Genomic DNA, 17,407 nt, shown 5'->3' on the forward strand with positions numbered 1-17,407 from the left:
TCCCGTTGCGTGGTGATGGGCGCGGTCAGCCCGCGCGGCCGTACTGCTCCAGAAAGGCCTCGCGCACCGTGATGCCGAGGCCGGGGCGATCGGGGATCGCGACCATGCCGTCCACGACCGGGAAGTCTTCCTCGATCAGGTCGTGCAGCATCGGGTTGTGACCCAGCGAGTATTCCAGGATGAAGCCCGCCGATTGCGTTGCCGCGAGATGCAGCCCCGCGGCAAAGGCCGGCGCGCCGGACCACAGGTGTGGCGCGAGGCGCAGGTTGAAGGCGCTGGCGATCGCGCCGATCCGCATGCCTTCCGTCAGCCCGCCGGCGATGGCGAGGTCGGGTTGCAGCACATCGGCGCCGCGCAGTTCCGCGATCTCGCGGAAATCGTGGCGGGTGAATTCGCTCTCGCCGGTGCTGATCGGCACGGCGCTGCTGCGGCGGACTTCGGCCAGGCCCTGCTTGTCGTCGGCGCTGACCGGTTCCTCGAACCAGAACAGGTCCTGGTCCTCGACCATGCGGCAGAAGGCCTTGGCTTCCGCGACGGTCCAGGTGCCGTGCGCATCGGCCATCAGCTTGATGTCGGGGCCAAGCGTCTTGCGTGCCGCGCGCACCCGCGCGGCGGATCGCGCGGGCGAGCCATCCATCACGCCGATGCGCATCTTCACCGCGCGGAAGCCGGCCTTGTCGCAATAGCCCTGGAGCTGCGCGCCGATATTGGCCTCGTCCGCCCAACCGCCCGAGGCATAGGCCGGCATCCGTTCGGCGCGCCTGCCGCCCAGCAGCCGCCACACCGGCACGCCGAGCGACTTGCCCAGGATGTCCCACAGCGCGACATCCACGCCGGCGATGGCGGAGATCGACAGCCCGCGCCGGCCGAGCTGCGGCAGCACATGGCCCTCCGCCACGGCGTAGCCCTCGCGCGGGGTGTTGTACATGACGTCCCAAAGGCGCGAGACGTCGCGTGGGTCCTGCCCGACCAGCAGCGGCGCGTAGTCGAGGTTCACGATGGCCGCGAGGCCCGCGCAGGCGGCCGCGCTGCCCACGCCCGCCTTGCATTCGCCCCAGCCGGTGATGCCGGCATCGGTCTCGATCCGCACGATCACGGAATCGAAGGAGGTGACGCGGCCGAAATCGCTGGTGTGCTGCCGGTCATACGGGATCGGCACATGGCACCAGATGGCCTGGATTCGGGTGATCTTCATGCGGCGGCGCCTTCTGCGTGGCCGAGGGCGCGGCGACGCGCGCGCGATGCCTCCCAGGCCTCGGGATTGAAGAAGTTCAGCGGGCGCAGGCCCGCCAGGATGCGGACGGTATCGGTGGCCGAGACGCGGCTCATGGTCTCGACGCTTTCCATCGTCAGCCCCGCGGCATGGGGCGAGAGGATGACATTGGGCAGGCCGCGCAGCGGGTGGTCGGTGGAGAGCGGCTGCGCCCAGTAGACATCCAGCGCCGCGCCCCCGATGCGGCCGTCGCGCAGCGCCGCGACCAGCGGTTCCTCCTGCACGACGGGCCCGCGCGCCACGTTCATCAGCCAGGCGGTCGGCTTCATGCGCGCCAGCATGGCGGCATCGACGATGCCCGTGGTCTCGGCGGTCAGTGGACAGGCGACGGCGATGTAGTCGCTCTCGGCAAACAGGTCGGGCAGCGTGGCGTAGGCGACATGCGCCGGAAGCCCCGCGGCATGGCGGCGATGGCCCAGCACCCGCATGCCGAAGCCCAGCGCCGCGATGCCCGCCAGCCGCGAGCCGATATCGCCCACGCCGATGATGCCGAGCGTCTTGCCGCGCAACTCGCGCGCGGTGGCGGAACGCGCGCGCGCCGGCGCCCAGCCCTTGGCGATGTGGTCGGCATGCATCGCCTCCACATGCCGCGCGGCGGCGAGCATCTGCGCCACCAGGAACTCCGCCACCGCATCGGCATTGGACCCCGGGACGTTGGCGACCAGCACGCCCTGCGCGGTGCAGGCCTCCACCGGGATCATGTCCACGCCCACGCCATGGCGCACGGCGGCCAGCAGCCGTGGCGCGTGGTCCAGCAGGTCGTCCGGCAGCTTCTGGCGCACCATCACCGCATCGGCGTCGCGGCACAGCGCGCGCAGCGCATCGGGGCCGGAACCCGACAGGCGCGTGATCTCGTGGCCGGCCTCGGTCAGGATGCGTTCCGCGATGGGCTCGACCGGATCGGTCAGGGCAACGCGCATCAGCCGACCTTCCAGCGCGCGAGCACGTCGCGATCCACCTCGATGCCCAGGCCCGGGCCGCCGGGCACCTTCACGATGCCATTCACCTGGCGGATGGGTTCCTGAGCCAGGTGGTCGCGCAGCGGGTTCGGCGTCTGTTCGAATTCCAGCATGGGCGGCATGGGGCGGAAGGCCGGGGGCGTATCGGGCAGGGCGGCGAGGAACTGCACCGTGGCAGCGAGACCGATCGCGCTGCCCCAGGCGTGGGGTACGCATTCCACGCCATGCGCCGAGGCCAGCGTCGCGATCTTGCGGCATTCGCTGATGCCGCCGGCGGCGCAGACATCCGGCTGCACGATGTCCATCGCCTTCTTCGCGATGATGTCGCGGAAGCCCCAGCGGGTGAAGTCGTTCTCCCCGCCCGCCACCGCCATGTCGAGCGCGCGCGTCACCTCGACATAGCCGTCATGGTCCTCGGGGCTGATCGGTTCCTCGAACCACATCAGGTCGAGCGGCTCCATCATGCGCCCCAGGCGGATCGCCTGCGGCACGGTGAAGCAGTGGTTGGCATCGACGGCCAACTTCACGTCCGGCCCGATCGCGTCACGCACTGCCTTGACGCGGCGGAAGTCCAGCGCCGGGTCGCCCAGCCCGATCTTCATCTTGATGGCGCGGAAGCCCTGGTCGGCATAGCCGACGGCTTCCTCGACCGCTTCCTCGACCAGGCGATCCATGTCGATGAAATACAGGCCGGTGGCATAGGCCATGACCTCGGTGCGATGCGCGCCGCCGATCAGCTTGTGGATCGGCTTGCCGACCGCGCGGCCCATGATGTCCCACAGCGCGATGTCGATGCCCGACAGCGCGGTGATGGCGAAGCCCTGCGCGCCATAGTCCTTGATGCGGTTGTACAGGTCTTCCCACACCACCTCGACGTCGAAGGGATCGCGGCCGATCACGCGCGGCGCGTACTGCGTCTCGATCAGCGCCTTGTTCACCGCGGCGGGGCCGTAGCATTCGCCCCAGCCGGTGATGCCCTCATCGGTCGCGATCTCGACGATGCAGGACGACCGCGTGGAATAGACCCAGCCGCGCGCCGAGACGAAAGGCTTGTCCACCTTCGATTGCAGCAGGTGGCAGGTGACGGATGTGACCTTCATGAGGCGGCTTTTCCCCCGGGCTGGCGTTGCAGCAATTCGTGCCAATAGGCTTCGGTCGATTGCAGATGGGCGCGCATCAGGCCGGCCGCGGCGGCGGCATCGCCGGCGCGGATCGCGGCGGCCATGGCCTCGTGCTGGCGCTGCGCCTCGGGCGCGCGGCGGCCATCGGCGAAGTAGTGCCAGCGCCGCGTGCGCGACAGCAGGTAGAAGGAATTCACCACCCGCCGCAGCACGCTGTTGCGCGTGGCGGCGGCGACCGCCAGGTGGAATTCGGCATCGCAGGCGGCGAAGTTCTCGCCCGCCGCGACAGCCTGGCGCCCCGCACCCAGCGCCGCGTCGATGCGCGCCAGGTCGTCATCGCGGCGCCGCAGGCCCGCCAGTTCCGTCCCCTGCACCTCCAGGATCCGGCGCATCTCGATGAGTTCGGAAACTTCCGCCTCATCCAGCGGCACGCCGAGGTCGGCGCGCAGCACCAGCGCATCGAGGCTGCCGTCGCGATCCACGGCGCGCAGGTAGATGCCGGAATTCGGGCGCCGCTCGACCAGCCGCACGGTCTCGAGCACGGCGATCGCCTCGCGGATCGCGTTGCGGCCGACCTCGAAGCGCTCGGCCAGTTCGCGTTCGGAGGGCAGGCGCTCGCCCGAGGTCAGGCGGCGTTCCGCGACGAAGGCGAGGATGCGCGCGACCAGGTCCGACCGCTCATCCTCGCGCCCGATCCGTCCTGCGATCGCCGTGTGTGCTGGCGGCATGGTGTGGCCGTCCGAATTGGTCCTACCAAATTGGTAGGGCCAATTTGACATCGGCTCAAGGGGCTTGCAGCGTCGTGCCTCGCAGCATGGGGACGGAACGCATGAAGATCACCGACATCACGCTGACGCTGTTTGCGTGGAAGGACCTGCCGAAGGTCAGCTACGGCGCGCATGCCGCCGGCGGCGGCGAGACCAAGATGGGCCTGCTGGCGATCGAGACGGATGAAGGCATCACCGGCCACGCCTTCCTGGGCAGTGCGACCAACGGCGCGGACAGCGAAGCGGCCTCGCTGATCCGCACCCTGAAGCCGATGATGCTGGGCGAGGATCCGTTTTCGCGCGAGAAGCTGAACCAGCGCCTCTGGAGCCGCATCCGCCAGACCACCACGCGCGCCATCGGCGCCGTCGACATCGCGCTGTGGGACATCGCCGGCAAGGCGCTCGGCGTGCCGGTCTGGAAGCTGATCGGCAAGGTGCGCGACGAGATTCCAGCCTATGCCAGCTCCGCCGTGCTGCCCTCCGCCGGCGCCTATGCCGAGGAAGCGCAGCGCATCAAGCAGGCCGGCTGGGCCGCCTACAAGATCCACCCGCCGCAGCGCCTGCACGACGACATCGCCGCCTGCACGGCGGTGCGCCGCGCCGTCGGCGACGACTACCGCGTCATGCTCGATTCCACCTGGGGCTACGACTTCCCGACCGCCTTGCGCGTCGGCCGCGCCATCGAGGAGATGGGCTTCTACTGGTACGAGGACCCGCTGCACGACCAGGATGTCTACAACTACGTCAAGCTGCGCCAGACGCTGCGCATCCCGATCATGGCGACGGAATATCCGATGACCGGGCTGGAATCCTACCCGATCTGGCTGATGAACCACGCGACCGACTACCTGCGCGGCGACGTCACGGTGAAGGGCGGGCTGACCACCTGCCTCAAGACCGCGCATCTCGCGCAGGCCTTCCGCATGAACTACGAGATCCATCATGCCGGCAATTCGCTGAACAACCTGGCGAACCTGCATCTGGCCATGTGCATCCCGAACACCGAGTTCTTCGAGGTGCTGCTGCCCGAGGCCGCGCAGAAATACGGCCTGCTGGAGGAGATCGAGATCGACGCGCGCGGCATGGTGCGCGCGCCGGACAAGCCGGGCCTGGGCGCTGCCATCGACTTCGACCTGATTCGCCGCAACGAGATCGCGCTGCTGCGCTGACCGGGCCGGTCCGCGGCGACGACCGGCCGGCCTGCGCCGCGACGGGTCGCTGCCGGCGGCGCGCTCGACACGCGAAGCCGGTGCTGGCCCTGACAGGCGGTGGCGCGATCAAGGACGCGTCCTGCCAGACTCGGCAGGAGAGGCAGGGGCGCGCATGGCGCTGCGGCTCAGCGCGCCAGGGTGCCCCGCCATGCGTCAGGCCTCACGCGCAGGCGCGCGCCTGCGTCACGCCGCGGGCTTCATCAATGCACACGCCGTCGCCGCGTCCCTGGCGCCGCGCTCGCGCAGCACAAGCGCCGCGCCGGCGCGGACCGCAAGTCGAAGGCGGATCCGGTCCAGCAGCGCACCGTCGAGAATCAAGGGAAAGCGCACTGCAGCGGCGTAGTGGCCGGTGTCGCGATTGCTCTCGAAGTCCCTGAAGAATGCAGTGACGCCGTGATTGTCGAACTGTGTCCGGTTGCCGTCGTCGAAGTAGGATTCCGAGATCGCGCCTTCCGAGACCAGCAGCCCGTGCGCCGGAAGCTCGATGTGCCAATACGTCGCGCGCGCGCACCACAATTCCTGCACGATCGTGCTGCCGTTCACCAGCAGGCGCGCCGGCACCAGGCCGCCATCGAGGAACACCGCGTGCTCGGGCGAAACGCGCAGGTCGCGGTGCGGGATGCCCTGGGCCAGGGCGCCGGCCATGATCAGGATGGGTGCCACCTTCGACGGGTCGCGGTGGGCCGCGACGTTGATGCGCGAATGGCCGATCCAGACGATCGGCCGGAGTGGCCCTTTGACATCATGCGCAGTCACCACGAGATCGCCGACGCGCAGGTCTTCCACCGGGACTTCGCCGCGCGCCGTCATGATGAGGGTGCCGGTCGCGAAGCAGGTCACGGACTCGAAGCCGCCGGCGGAGATGGTTGCCGCACCAGCCCCCGCCTGGTCGTAGATGAAGAGCGTCTCGCCGGAGCCGCCAAGGACGGTTTCCCAGGGGTCGTCGGCGCCGCCCGTCCAGCCCGACAGGTCCAGGGTGTCGTTGCCGGTGCCCAGGCTGATCGTGTCGTTGCCATCGCCCGTCGTCCAGATCACGAGGTCATCATCCTCGCCGACGTCGATGACGTCGTTGCCCTGGCCGGCCTCGACCGTATCCCTGCCCGGCGTCGAGATGATGCTGTCGTCGCCGCTGCCGCCAAGGACGGCGTCATCGCCGTCGCCACCCAGGATGGTGTCGTTGCCGGCGCCGCCGACCAGGCTGTCATGGCCCGCGCCGCCCAGGATGCTGTCGGCGGCGCCGCCACCATCGACCGTATCGGCACCCGCGCCGGCGCTGATCGTCTCGGCGGCGCCGGTGCCGGCCACGCGGTCGTCGCCGCCGCCGGCCTGCACCCCTTCGAAGCCGCTGACGCTGTCCGCGCCGATCCCCGTCCCGGTCGCCGAGTTGGTCGCGAGGTTGACGACCACCGCCGCTGTCTCGCCAGCGTAGTTCAGCACGTCCGTGCCTTCGCCGCCGGTCAGCGTGTCGTTGCCGGCGCCGCCGTTGAGCGTGTCGTTGCCGGCACCGCCTGTCAGCACATTGGCGTTGCCGTCGCCGGTCATGCGGTCGTTGCCGGCGCCGCCGGTGACGTTCTCGATCGTCAGCAGGCGATCGGTGCCACCGCCCAGCCCATCGACGACAGTGCCCGCGACCAGGTTCGCGACGATGGCCTGGGCCGCGCCGTTGGCGCTGTAGTCCGCGACGTCGTTGCCCACGCCGCCGACCAGCGTGTCGCTGCCCACGCCGCCCACCAGCACGTCATTGCCGACGCCGCCGTCCAGCACATTGCCGTTGCCGTCGCCGGTCAGCGTGTCGTTGCCGCCACCGCCCACCAGGTTGTCCACGCCTGTCAGCGAATCCGTGCCGCCCAGCCCGTCGGTGGCCGCGCCGGTCGCGAGGTTGGCGAGGAGGTTGGCGGTGCCCGTGCTGTAGTCGGCCGTGTCGACGTCGCCGCCGCCGCTCAGCGTGTCGTTGCCGGTGCCGCCGACCAGCGTGTCGGCCCCGTTGCCGCCCACCAGGCTGTCGTTGCCAGCGCCGCCGGCGAGGCGGTTCGCGCCGCCGTCGCCGGTCAGGCTGTCGTTGCCCGACCCGCTGTTCAGGTTCTCGAAGCCGCTCAGCCTGTCGGTGCCGGCGCCGGTGACCTGGCCGGTCGTGACGTCGAGGCTGACCGTGATGTTCACGGATTCGGCGGAGTAGTCCGCCAGGTCGTTGCCGGTGCCACCGAGCAGGACGTCATCGCCCGCGCCGCCGCGCAGCGTGTCATCGCCGCCGATACCGTCGAGCGTGTCGTTGCCGCCGCCGCCATCGATCAGGTTGCGGGCGCCGTCGCCGGTCAGCAGGTCGCCCTGCGCGCTGCCGAGGATGTTCTCGAACCCGTTGATGTTGGTGAGGCCGGTGCCGCGATAGGTGCCGAGGTCCGCGGTGACGCCCGAGCCCGTCCAGAAGCTGTAGTCCAGCGTGTCGGTGCCACCCGAACCTTCGATCCAGGTCGAGATGTTGGACCCGTTGCGGATGATCAGCCGATCATCGCCGCTGTCGAGGATGACACTGTAGAAATCATCCACCGGAGACGTAATCACCCCCGCATTATCGAGCACGACATCGATATCGCCCGAAATGAATATGGCGATGCCGTTGGATTGTATCGTGCCCGTGTTTATCAATGTCAGAGCACCAGAAGTCGGAGCGGTAGCGAAGATCGCCGTGCCTTCCCCACCCTGCGAAATTGTCCCGGCATTATTGATAACCGCACCAGTAGGACTGCTGACGCTGATCAGGTCAGAGACGCTGTTGACGCCGATGAAGGCCCCAGCCTCCAGCGTGCCGGTCTCGGCGCCCGAAAGGTTCTGCTGCCCGCCTTGCTCGCCGGCGAGGATCGTGAAGCTCGTCATGTCAGGGAGTGCCCTTGCTGGTCTGAATGGCGCGGGGAGCGGCAGAGTTATTGAACGAGCTTCGCGTATCGGACGCCTTCGTCCTCGACACCTTCGAATGGCAGACCGGCGACGGCGGCGCCCGCTGGCACCGCCGGACGACGCACCGTGTGGGTGAAACCGCTGAGCCTGCGGGCGTCCCTTGCAGGTTCATGCCCGTTGCGGATAGCGCGGCGGGAGGATCATCGCGGCCACCATGAAAGGTGACCTCGATGCCGACGACGCTGGGCGTATTCCGAAGGTGGGCCTGTTCCACGAACGCGTTGACGGGCTGTCCGGTCGATCAGCTCCGTCGTCGGGAACTGGCGCCGTCATCCAAATGGGTGGCGCCCACGCCCTCCGGCACTGACGAATGCCCGCACCCAAGGCGGTGCGTCGGACCCGGCCCGGCTCACCGGGGCAGGACGCGGCAACGTCGGGATGACTTGGGCATCAGGTCTGCCCAAGGTTGCTCCACATGTTCGAATAGCTTCGGACGCCGCCAAACGCTTCAGGTCCCATGCCCGCGTCGCCGCGGACAGGACTGCTGCCCCCGCTCGCAGAGCAGAGCAGCTTCAGCATGCATAAACAATACGGCATGGCTCAAGCCGGGCGCGTTCCGCAGCGCGCGTCAAGAGCGACGCCATGCCTGAGGTGTCTGCGTGGCTGGGGCGCCAGGATTCGAACCTGGGAATGGCGGTACCAAAAACCGCTGCCTTACCGCTTGGCGACGCCCCATTAAGCCAAGGTATCGTCCGGCCTTCCCGCCTCCACCTCGCCCGCCCTCGGCAGGTCCGGCTGGCGGGCGACGCGCCAGATCGAAAAGCGACCGTCAACCCTGCTGCCGCCCGGCCGCGTGGCGCCGGGCGACCGCCTTATCCTAAACGCGCGCCGCGCGCGCAAGCCGCTTTGCCGCCGGCGCTCGGACATTGGGTCGGCTGTCGCGCAGTGCAGGACTATCCGCCGCCGCCCGACGACGTCTGGCGCAGCCGGGCGTCCCTGCCGATCGCGCAGCCGCGACGTCGCCGCAGCGCGGCCGGCATGCCGCCCACCGCAGCGTCCCGAGGTGCCGGGACGGCCCCGCATGATGGCCGCGACGCGACGAACCGCCCCGCGCGGCCATCCGCTGGTGCATGGCGCGCCCCATCCGTCACACGCGCTGCGCGTGCAGCCCGCCGCCCCATCGCCACCATTCCCCTGGCAGCCTTCCCGCGGCCTGCCGTGCGGCGGCCGGGTCCGCGAAGATCGCGAAGCAGGTCGCGCCGGATCCGCTCATGCGCGCCAGCAGGCATCCCGGCAGCCCGCGCAGCGCGGCCAGCACCTCGGCGATCGGCGGGCACAGCGCGATCGCCGGCGGCTGCAGGTCGTTGCCCGTGGCGGCCAGGTCGCGCGCCATCGCGGCGGCGTCGTCCCATGCCGCGGGCAGCACCGCGGGGGCGGAAAATCGCGCCGCGCGCGCGCGGAACACCGCTGGCGTCGCCAGGGCCACCCGCGGATTCGCGAGCAGGATGCCGAAGGCCGGCAGGCGCGGCGCCGGTCCCAGCACCTCGCCAATGCCCGCCATCCGGCAGCTGCGCGATCCCACGCAGCAGGGCATGTCCGCCCCCAGCGGCAGCGCGACCGCGGCCAGGCGCGCCTCGCTCCAGCCCAGGCCCCACAGCGCATTCAGCGCACGCAGCGCCGCCGCGGCATCCGCGCTTCCGCCGCCGATGCCCGACGCCACGGGCAGCGCCTTGTCCAGCACCAGCGCCGCCGCCGGCGCGATCCCCGCCGCCGCCGCCAGCGCGCGCGCCGCGCGCAGCACCAGGTTGTCCGGCTCCGCCGCGAGACCGGCGGCCTCGGCGCCGGCCACCGTCAAGTGCAGGCCGGCCGACGGCGCCGCCTCCAGCCAATCAGCCGCGCCGGCGAAGACCACCAGGCTGTCGAGCAGATGATACCCATCCGCGCGCCGCCCCGTGACATGCAGGAACAGGTTGACCTTGGCCGGCGCGGGCTCCCGCAGGGCCGCCGCGCTCAGCGCCGGTTCTCCGCCACCGGATTGGCCGGAAGGCCGTGGCGGATCTTGGCCTCGATCTTCGGACCCTCGTCGCCCTCGGGGCCGAGCGCCAGCGCGCGCCGCCACTGGAACTGCGCCTCGCGCTGGCGGCCCGCGGTCCAATAGGCGTCGCCCAGGTGGTCGTTGATCACGCTGTTGCGGGGCTCGAGCTCGACGGCGCGTTCCAGCCAGCGGACCGCCCCGGGCATGTCGCCGAGCTTGTACAGCGCCCAGCCCAGGCTGTCGGCGATATTGCCGTCCTGCGGGCGGAGCGCCACGGCGCGCTCCAGCATGCGGCGGGCCTCGGCCAGGTTCTCGCCGCGCTCCACCCAGGTGTAGCCGAGGTAATTCAGCACATAGGGCTGCTCGGGGCTGAGCTCGAGCGCGCGGCGGAAATCCGCCTCGGCCAGCGGCCAGTTGCCGCTGCGCTCGCGGGCGATGCCGCGCGCGTAGAACAACGGCCAATGCCCGGAGACCGGCGCCGGCACGCGCAGGATGGCATCGTCATAGGCCGCCGCCGCCTCGGCCCAGCGTTGCCGGCTGCGCAGCATGTCGCCCAGCCGGGCCTGCGACTGCGACGCTGTCGGATACGCGGCGGCGACGCGACGGAATTCGGCGATCGCCTCCTCCGGCCGATCGAGCCGGTCGAGCAGCGATGCCCGGCGCAAGCCCGCCAGGCCGGCCAGCGGATCATCCGCCGGCACCTGGTCCAGCTGCGCCAGCGCGGCGGCGTACTGCGATTCATCGGACAGCGCATCGGCCGCCAGCAACAGGGCCGGCGAGAAGCCCGGCCGCAGCCGCTGCGCCAGGCGCGTCAGCGCCAGCGAGAACTCGGCCGCGCCCTGCCCGCGCAGCGCCCCGGCCAGGGCCAGGTGCGCCTCCGCCATGCCTTCGACCGCCGAGGTCACCGGCCGCGTGGCAATCAGCTGGCGCATCGCCTGTTCGCCGGTGGCCAGGGCCAGGTCGTCCTGGCCGCGGGCCAATGTCTCCAGCAGCCGCTCGGCTTCGGATTCCCGGCCGCCGCGCGCCAGGATGCCGGCCGAGATCTGCACCAGGCGCAGCGTCGGGGGGCTGTTGTCGCCGATGGCGATGCGCACGAAGCGTTCGGCTTCCCGCGCGCGGCCCGCGAGGTCGCAGATCAGCGCGGCATGCAGCGCGTACAGCGTGCGTAGCCGGCCGGATTCCGACAGCGGCCGCAGCAAGGCCACCGCGGCATCGGTCTGGCCCTTGCCGTGCAGCGTCCAGGCCAGCAGCAGCGGCTGCAGCAGTTGCGCCGCCCCCTGGCGCGGCAGGGATCGGATGCGCGCCTCGGCACGGTCCCAACGGCCCGCCTGCGCCTCGGTGCCGGCGATCAGCATGGCGGCCAGCGGGTTGTCCGGCAGGCGGCGCGCCAGGCGAACGGCCTCGGGTCGCGCATCCAGCAGCGTGGCGACGAAGGCGCGCTGGATCACCTCGGGCTGGTCGGGATCGGCGCGCAGCGCGGCCAGCAGCGCATCGGCCGCGACCCGCGTGTCGGATTCGGATGTCGCGAAGCGCCCCGCCAGGTAGGCGCCGAAGGCGTTGCTCGGCGATGGCGTGAAGGTGGCTTCCCCGGCCCGGCCGCTCTCGGCCGCCGCGCAGGCGGACAGCAGGGTGGCAGCCAGCAGCAGGGCGCGCGATGACGGCAAGGTCAGCTTCATGCCAACATCCTAGAGCAGCGCCCCGTCCGATGGAACCGCGAGCGGCTCTCCCGCACGGCCCTGTGCGGCCCGGCTGCGATACTGTCCGGGGCAGGCAATCCGACCGGATGACTGCATCCGGGCTGAGCTTGGCCGCCATGCTGCGCGCCAGGGCTGATCGCCCTGGCGCGCGGTGCTATTCGATGGTGATGCCGGCGGCGCGGATCACCGCGCCGAGCTCCACCACCTCGCGACGCGCCAGCGCGTCCAGCTCCGCCAGGCTGAGCGCGGCGGTCGAGGCCCCGCCCTGTTCGGCGCGCTGGCGGATCGCGGGCGTCACGGCCAGGGCGCGCATCGCGGCGTTGATCCGTTCCTGGACCGGCGCCGGCGTGGCGGCGGGCGCGGCATAAGCGAACCACGCATCGAGGGTGAAGCCGGGCAGCCCGGCCTCCGCCGTGGTCGGCACATCGGGCAGGCCGGGGGCGCGGCGCGCGCTCGCCATCGCCAGGGCCTTCACGCGCCCGGCCTGGATCAGCGCGATGGCGGAGGACGGGGTGGTGATGAACATCTCGACCCGCCCGCCCGCGACATCCTGCAGGGCCGGTGCGGCGCCGCGATAGGGCACGTGGACCATCTCGGCGCCGATCGCGCGGGCGAACAGCACGCCGCCGATGTGCTGGATCGATCCGTTGCCGGAGGATGCGTAGTTCAACCGGCCGGGATTGGCGCGGGCATGGGCGATGAACTCGGCCAGCGTGGTCGCCGGCAGGTTCGGCGCCACCAGGATGACGTGCGGCGCCGTGGTCGCCATGCCGACCAGCGACAGGTCGCGGATCGGGTCCCAGGGAAGGTTCTGCATCATCGCCGGATTGCCGGCGTGGTAGCCGTTGTACTGCAGCAGCAGCGTGTGGCCGTCCGGCGCGGCGCGCGCCACCGCGCTGATGGCGATGTTGCCATTGGCGCCGGGGCGGTTCTCGATCACCACCGGCTGGCCGAGCGCCGCCGTCAGCCCTTCCTGGAACAGGCGCGCCGCGAAATCCGAACCGCCGCCGGGCGGATTGGGCACGATCACGGTGATCGGGCGCGACGGGAAGCCGGCCTGCGCGCGCAGCTGCGCGGGTGTGGCCAGGGCGGCGCCGGCGCCGAGCGCGGCGCGGCGGGTGAGGCGGGGCATGGCGGGTCCTCCGGTGCGGCGCCTCTGCGGGCGCGCTGATGCCGCAGGATCGGGCAGCCCTGCGCCGGGGGCAAGCCGTCGCGACTGGCCGCGCGGCGGTCGCGCGGCTAGGGTGCGCGCCAAATCCCACCGCGGAGGAATGCGCCGATGTCCTATCCCAACACCCTGCTGCACGTGAACGGCGAATGGCGCGCCGCGCGCTCCGGCAAGACGCTGAACGTGCTGAACCCCGCCACCGAGGAAGTGATCGGCACCGTCGCCCATGCCGAGAAGGCCGACCTCGATGAGGCGCTGGCCGCGGCGGAGAAGGGCTTCGCCACCTGGCGCAAGGTCTCGGCCTTCGACCGCTACAAGCTGATGCGCAAGGCCGCCGAGATCTTCCGTGGCCGCGCCGACGCGACAGCGCGGCTGATGACGATGGAGCAGGGCAAGCCGCTGCCCGAGGCGAAGATGGAGGTGATGGCCGCCGCCGACATCATCGACTGGTTCGCCGAGGAAGGCCGCCGCGCCTATGGCCGCGTGATCCCGGCGCGCGCCGAGGGCGTGTACCAGCTGGTGGTGAAGGAGCCGGTCGGCCCGGTCGCCGCCTTCACGCCGTGGAACTTTCCGATCAACCAGGTGGTCCGCAAGCTGTGCGGCGCGGTGGCGACCGGCTGCTCCATCATCGTGAAGGCGCCGGAGGAAACCCCGGCCTCGCCGGCCGAGCTGATCCGCGCCTTCGTCGATGCCGGCCTGCCGCCCGGGGTGGCGAACCTGGTCTATGGCGTGCCGGCGGAGATCAGCGAGTACCTGATCGCCCATCCGGTCATCCGGAAGGTCACCTTCACCGGCTCCACCCCCGTGGGCAAGCTGCTGGCGGGGCTGGCCGGCCAGCACATGAAGCGCGTGACGATGGAGCTGGGCGGCCATGCGCCGGCGATCGTGTTCGACGATGCCGACCTCGACCTTGCCGCGAAGACGCTGGCGGGGGCGAAGTTCCGCAATGCCGGGCAGGTCTGCGTCTCCCCCACGCGCTTCCTGGTGCAGGAGAAGCTGTACGACGGCTTCGTCGAGAAGTTCGTCGAGCACACCAAGGCGCTGAAGGTCGGCGACGGCCTGACCGAGGGCACCACCATGGGCCCGCTGGCGCATGACCGCCGCGTGCCCTGGGTCGAGATGCTGGTGCAGGACGCGCAGTCGAAGGGGGCCAAGGTCCATACCGGCGGCAAGCGCATCGGCAACAAGGGCTATTTCTACGAACCCACGGTGATGACCGACGTGCCGATGAACGCGCGGGCGATGAACGAGGAGCCGTTCGGGCCGATGGCGATGATCTCCCGCTTCAAGGACCTCGATGAGGTGGTGACCGAGGCGAACCGCCTGCCCTACGGCCTCGCGGCCTATGCCTTCACGCGGTCGGCCAAGACCGCCAATGCGGTGGCGAACCGGGTCGAGAGCGGGATGATGACGATCAACCACCTGGGCCTGGCGCTGCCGGAAGTGCCCTTCGGCGGGATCAAGGACAGCGGCTACGGCAGCGAGGGCGGGACCGAGGCGATCGAGGCCTACCTGAACACGAAGTTCGTGTCGCAGGCGGGGATCTGACGGGAAGGTTGGGGGAGGAGAACCTCCCCCAAACCCCCACCCTTTTTCTGGCACCTGGGAACTGACTTCGGCGGTCAGTCCCCAAGTGCCAGAAGAAGGAGGGGGCTCGGGGGAGTTCTCTCCCCCGACCTTGCCTTCGTCATGCGAACCCTTTTCCACGAGCGCGACTTCCTCCGCCTCTGGATGGCGGGCCTGTGCATCTTCGTGGTGCGCTGGCTGGAGATCCTGGCGGTGGGCGTGTTCGCCTATGCCGCCACCGGCTCGGCCTTCGTGGTGGCCGTGCTGACCATGCTGCGCCTGTTGCCGATGGGGCTGTTCGGCGCCTTCCTGGGGGCGGCGGCCGACCGGATGGACCGGCGGCGCGCGCTGCTGCTGGTGGTGCTGTCGCAGGCGGTGACCTCGGCGGTGATCGCGGCGCTGGCCTTCTTCGACGCCGTCGCGGTCTGGCACCTGGCGGTGGCGTCCTTCATGAACGGCATCGCCTGGGCGGCGGACAACCCGGTGCGCCGCGCGATGATCGGCCAGGTGGTCGGGCCGGCGCGCATGGGCGTGGCGATGTCGGTCGATGTCGCGACCAGCAATGGCAGCCGCGTGCTGGGGCCGACGCTGGGGGGCGCGCTGCTGGCGACGGTCGGGCTGGATGGCGCCTTCCTGCTGAGCGTCGTCATCTATGCGCCCGCGGTGGCGGCGGTGCTGCGGCTGCCACGCACGCCGCCGGCCGACGGCGCGGTGGCGACGCCCGTGCTGGCCAGCATCGCCGAGGGCTTCGCGCTGGTGCGGCGGGAGCCGCGGCTGGTGGGCGCGCTGCTGGTGACGCTGCTGTTCAACCTGTTCGGCTGGCCCTGCACCAGCATGATCCCGGTGATCGGCAAGGACAGGCTGGAGCTGGGCCCGCAGGGGGTGGGGCTGCTGGCGGGCATGGATGGCGTGGGCGCCTTCCTGGGCGCGGTGACCATCGCGCTGCTGGCGCGGCCGGCGCAGTACAAGGCAATCTACCTGGGCGGCATATCGCTGTTCCTGGCGATGACCGTGGCTTTCGCGCTGGCGACCGGGCCGCTGGTGGCAGGCGCGGCGCTGGTGCTCTCGGGCGTGGGCGGGGCGGCCTTCGCGATCATGCAGCCAACACTGGTCTTCCTGGGCGCACCGGCGGAGATGCGCAGCCGCGTGCTGGGGCTGCTGTCGGTCTGCATCGGGCTGGGGCCGATCGGGTTCCTGGCGCTGGGCGGGTTGGCGGAACTGTTCGGCGCCTCGGCGGCGACCGCCATGATGGCGCTGGCGGGGCTGGCGGCGATCGCCGCGACGCGGCGGTGGTGGAAGCACATCTGAACGGAGGACGACGCGATGGACATGCTGCTGCCCGGCGCACGGGCGATCGGCGAGAGGCTGAAGGCGCGCGGCGAGACGGTGGCGGTGGCGGAGAGCTCGGCCGGCGGGCTGGTCTGCGCCGCGCTGCTCGCGGTGCCGGGGGCGTCGGCGTATTTCCTGGGTGGGGCGGTGGTCTATACCAAGGCGGCGCGGGGCGGGCTGCTGGGCATCACGGATGCCGAGATGGCGGGGATGCGGTCGTCGTCGGAACCCTATGCGATGCTGCTGGCGCGCAAGGTGCGGGCGCGGATGGGCGCGGATTGGGGCTTCGCGGAGACCGGCGCGGCGGGGCCTTCGGGCAACCGGTATGGCGATGCGGCGGGGCATGCCTGCCTGGCGGTGTCCGGGCCGGTCGAGCGCGTCATCACGCTGGAGACCGGCGCGCCGGGGCGGGAGGCGAACATGCGCGCCTTCGCCGCCGCGCTGTTCCGCCTGGCGGCGGAGGTGCTGGAGTGACCAGGGCTTGCGCGTTTCCGGGTCCGGCCCGACCTTGACGCCGGGACGACCAGGGGAACGGGACGTGGCGCAATTCAAGGGCACCGAGCAGTACGTCGCGGGGCGCGACCTGGAGGTCGCGGTCAATGCCGCCGTGGCGCTGCAGCGCCCGCTGCTGGTGAAGGGCGAACCGGGCACCGGCAAGACCGTGCTGGCGCAGGAGATCGCGAAGGCGCTCGGCTATCCGCTGATCGAATGGCACATCAAGTCCACCACCAAGGCGCAGCAGGGGCTGTACGAATACGATGCCGTGTCGCGCCTGCGCGATGGGCAGCTCGGCGACCCGCGGGTGCACGACATCGCCAACTACATCGTGCGCGGCAAGATGTGGGACGCCTTCGAGAGCGAACAGCCGGTCGTCCTGCTGATCGACGAGATCGACAAGGCCGACATCGAATTCCCGAACGACCTGCTGCTCGAGCTCGATCGCATGCAGTTCTTCGTCTACGAGACCCGCAAGACGGTGGCGGCGAAGCACCGCCCGGTGGTGATCATCACCTCCAACAACGAGAAGGAGCTGCCGGACGCCTTCCTGCGCCGCTGCTTCTTCCACTACATCCGCTTCCCCGACCGCGAGACGATGGAGATGATCGTCAAGGCGCACTACCCCGACATCCGCCAGGGGCTGCTGCGCGAGGCGCTGAACGTCTTCTTCGAGATCCGCGAGGTGAACGAGTTGAAGAAGAAGCCGGCGACGAGCGAATTGCTGGATTGGCTGAAGCTGCTGACCATCGAGGACATGCCGCCCGAGGCGCTGCGGTCCTCCGATGCCAAGACCGCGCTGCCGCCGCTGTATGGCGCGATGCTGAAGAACGAGCAGGACGTGCACCTGTTCGAGCGGCTGGCGTTCCTGGCGCGGCGCCGCGGGCAGTAGCA

13 protein-coding genes and 1 tRNA gene are annotated in these 17,407 nt (G+C 70.7%); 5 read left to right on the forward strand and 9 right to left on the reverse strand.

The window, feature by feature from the left end:
* Positions 1-25: 25 nt before the first annotated feature.
* From LQ222_RS09040 to LQ222_RS09055, 4 genes are read right to left on the reverse strand one after another with little or no spacing between them, the layout of a single operon-like run.
* Positions 26-1,195: a mandelate racemase/muconate lactonizing enzyme family protein gene (locus LQ222_RS09040; protein ID WP_230165926.1), complete on the reverse strand. Its 1,170-nt coding sequence runs from the start codon at positions 1,193-1,195 to the stop codon at positions 26-28.
* On the reverse strand, positions 1,192-2,193 hold the full coding sequence (locus LQ222_RS09045) for a hydroxyacid dehydrogenase (protein ID WP_230165927.1): 1,002 nt from the start codon (positions 2,191-2,193) through the stop codon (positions 1,192-1,194). The genes LQ222_RS09040 and LQ222_RS09045 overlap by 4 nt, the downstream gene beginning before the upstream one ends.
* Positions 2,193-3,332, reverse strand: coding sequence for a mandelate racemase/muconate lactonizing enzyme family protein (locus tag LQ222_RS09050; protein WP_230165928.1), 1,140 nt, complete (start codon positions 3,330-3,332; stop codon positions 2,193-2,195). Before LQ222_RS09050 ends, LQ222_RS09045 begins: the two co-directional genes overlap by 1 nt.
* Positions 3,329-4,081 (reverse strand): FadR/GntR family transcriptional regulator, encoded by a 753-nt coding sequence (locus tag LQ222_RS09055; RefSeq protein WP_230165929.1) that lies wholly within the window; start codon positions 4,079-4,081, stop codon positions 3,329-3,331. Before LQ222_RS09055 ends, LQ222_RS09050 begins: the two co-directional genes overlap by 4 nt.
* Before the next feature lie 101 nt (positions 4,082-4,182).
* Here LQ222_RS09055 and LQ222_RS09060 point away from each other — a divergent pair, with 101 nt between their 5' ends.
* A complete protein-coding gene (locus LQ222_RS09060; protein ID WP_230165930.1) occupies positions 4,183-5,289 on the forward strand; it encodes an enolase C-terminal domain-like protein in 1,107 nt (368 codons plus the stop codon).
* Between the two features lie 225 nt (positions 5,290-5,514).
* On the opposite strand, the gene LQ222_RS09065 is transcribed toward LQ222_RS09060, so the two are convergent.
* The 5 genes from LQ222_RS09065 to LQ222_RS09095 form a co-directional block, all read right to left on the reverse strand.
* Positions 5,515-7,908, reverse strand: coding sequence for a Hint domain-containing protein (locus tag LQ222_RS09065; protein ID WP_305800008.1), 2,394 nt, complete (start codon positions 7,906-7,908; stop codon positions 5,515-5,517).
* A 975-nt stretch (positions 7,909-8,883) separates the two neighbouring features.
* Positions 8,884-8,958 (reverse strand) — tRNA-Gln (locus tag LQ222_RS09080).
* Between the two features lie 412 nt (positions 8,959-9,370).
* Entirely contained in the window at positions 9,371-10,237 is an 867-nt protein-coding gene (locus LQ222_RS09085; RefSeq protein ID WP_230166022.1) for a 4-(cytidine 5'-diphospho)-2-C-methyl-D-erythritol kinase, read from the reverse strand.
* Positions 10,234-11,934 (reverse strand): tetratricopeptide repeat protein, encoded by a 1,701-nt coding sequence (locus LQ222_RS09090; protein ID WP_230165931.1) that lies wholly within the window; start codon positions 11,932-11,934, stop codon positions 10,234-10,236. Before LQ222_RS09090 ends, LQ222_RS09085 begins: the two co-directional genes overlap by 4 nt.
* Before the next feature lie 175 nt (positions 11,935-12,109).
* Positions 12,110-13,087: a tripartite tricarboxylate transporter substrate binding protein gene (locus LQ222_RS09095; RefSeq protein WP_230165932.1), complete on the reverse strand. Its 978-nt coding sequence runs from the start codon at positions 13,085-13,087 to the stop codon at positions 12,110-12,112.
* Between the two features lie 147 nt (positions 13,088-13,234).
* On the opposite strand from LQ222_RS09095, the gene LQ222_RS09100 reads away from it, so the two are divergent.
* From LQ222_RS09100 to LQ222_RS09115, 4 genes are all read left to right on the forward strand, one after another.
* The gene (locus LQ222_RS09100; protein WP_230165933.1) at positions 13,235-14,671 is read left to right on the forward strand and encodes an NAD-dependent succinate-semialdehyde dehydrogenase; all 1,437 of its coding nucleotides are present in this window, start codon (positions 13,235-13,237) and stop codon (positions 14,669-14,671) included.
* A gap of 141 nt (positions 14,672-14,812) precedes the next feature.
* On the forward strand, positions 14,813-15,997 hold the full coding sequence (locus tag LQ222_RS09105) for an MFS transporter (protein WP_230165934.1): 1,185 nt from the start codon (positions 14,813-14,815) through the stop codon (positions 15,995-15,997).
* Positions 15,998-16,012: 15 nt separating this feature from the next.
* Positions 16,013-16,492: a CinA family protein gene (locus LQ222_RS09110; protein ID WP_230165935.1), complete on the forward strand. Its 480-nt coding sequence runs from the start codon at positions 16,013-16,015 to the stop codon at positions 16,490-16,492.
* 64 nt (positions 16,493-16,556) lie between these two features.
* Positions 16,557-17,405, forward strand: coding sequence for a MoxR family ATPase (locus LQ222_RS09115; protein ID WP_230165936.1), 849 nt, complete (start codon positions 16,557-16,559; stop codon positions 17,403-17,405).
* The last annotated feature ends 2 nt before the right edge of the window (positions 17,406-17,407 follow it).

The sequence above is a fragment of the Roseomonas sp. CECT 9278 genome (genome assembly GCF_918698155.1).
Lineage (GTDB): Bacteria > Pseudomonadota > Alphaproteobacteria > Acetobacterales > Acetobacteraceae > Neoroseomonas.

Bases quoted from the DNA above. Each gene is read 5' to 3' on its own strand.
- LQ222_RS09050 (WP_230165928.1), bottom strand. From the start codon at position 3,332: ATGAAGGTCACATCCGTCACCTGCCACCTGCTGCAATCGAAGGTGGAC.
- LQ222_RS09105 (WP_230165934.1), top strand. From the start codon at position 14,813: ATGCGAACCCTTTTCCACGAGCGCGACTTCCTCCGCCTCTGGATGGCG.
- LQ222_RS09060 (WP_230165930.1), top strand. From the start codon at position 4,183: ATGAAGATCACCGACATCACGCTGACGCTGTTTGCGTGGAAGGACCTG.
- LQ222_RS09045 (WP_230165927.1), bottom strand. From the start codon at position 2,193: ATGCGCGTTGCCCTGACCGATCCGGTCGAGCCCATCGCGGAACGCATC.
- LQ222_RS09095 (WP_230165932.1), bottom strand. From the start codon at position 13,087: ATGCCCCGCCTCACCCGCCGCGCCGCGCTCGGCGCCGGCGCCGCCCTG.
- LQ222_RS09090 (WP_230165931.1), bottom strand. From the start codon at position 11,934: ATGAAGCTGACCTTGCCGTCATCGCGCGCCCTGCTGCTGGCTGCCACC.
- LQ222_RS09040 (WP_230165926.1), bottom strand. From the start codon at position 1,195: ATGAAGATCACCCGAATCCAGGCCATCTGGTGCCATGTGCCGATCCCG.
- LQ222_RS09055 (WP_230165929.1), bottom strand. From the start codon at position 4,081: ATGCCGCCAGCACACACGGCGATCGCAGGACGGATCGGGCGCGAGGAT.
- LQ222_RS09110 (WP_230165935.1), top strand. From the start codon at position 16,013: ATGGACATGCTGCTGCCCGGCGCACGGGCGATCGGCGAGAGGCTGAAG.
- LQ222_RS09100 (WP_230165933.1), top strand. From the start codon at position 13,235: ATGTCCTATCCCAACACCCTGCTGCACGTGAACGGCGAATGGCGCGCC.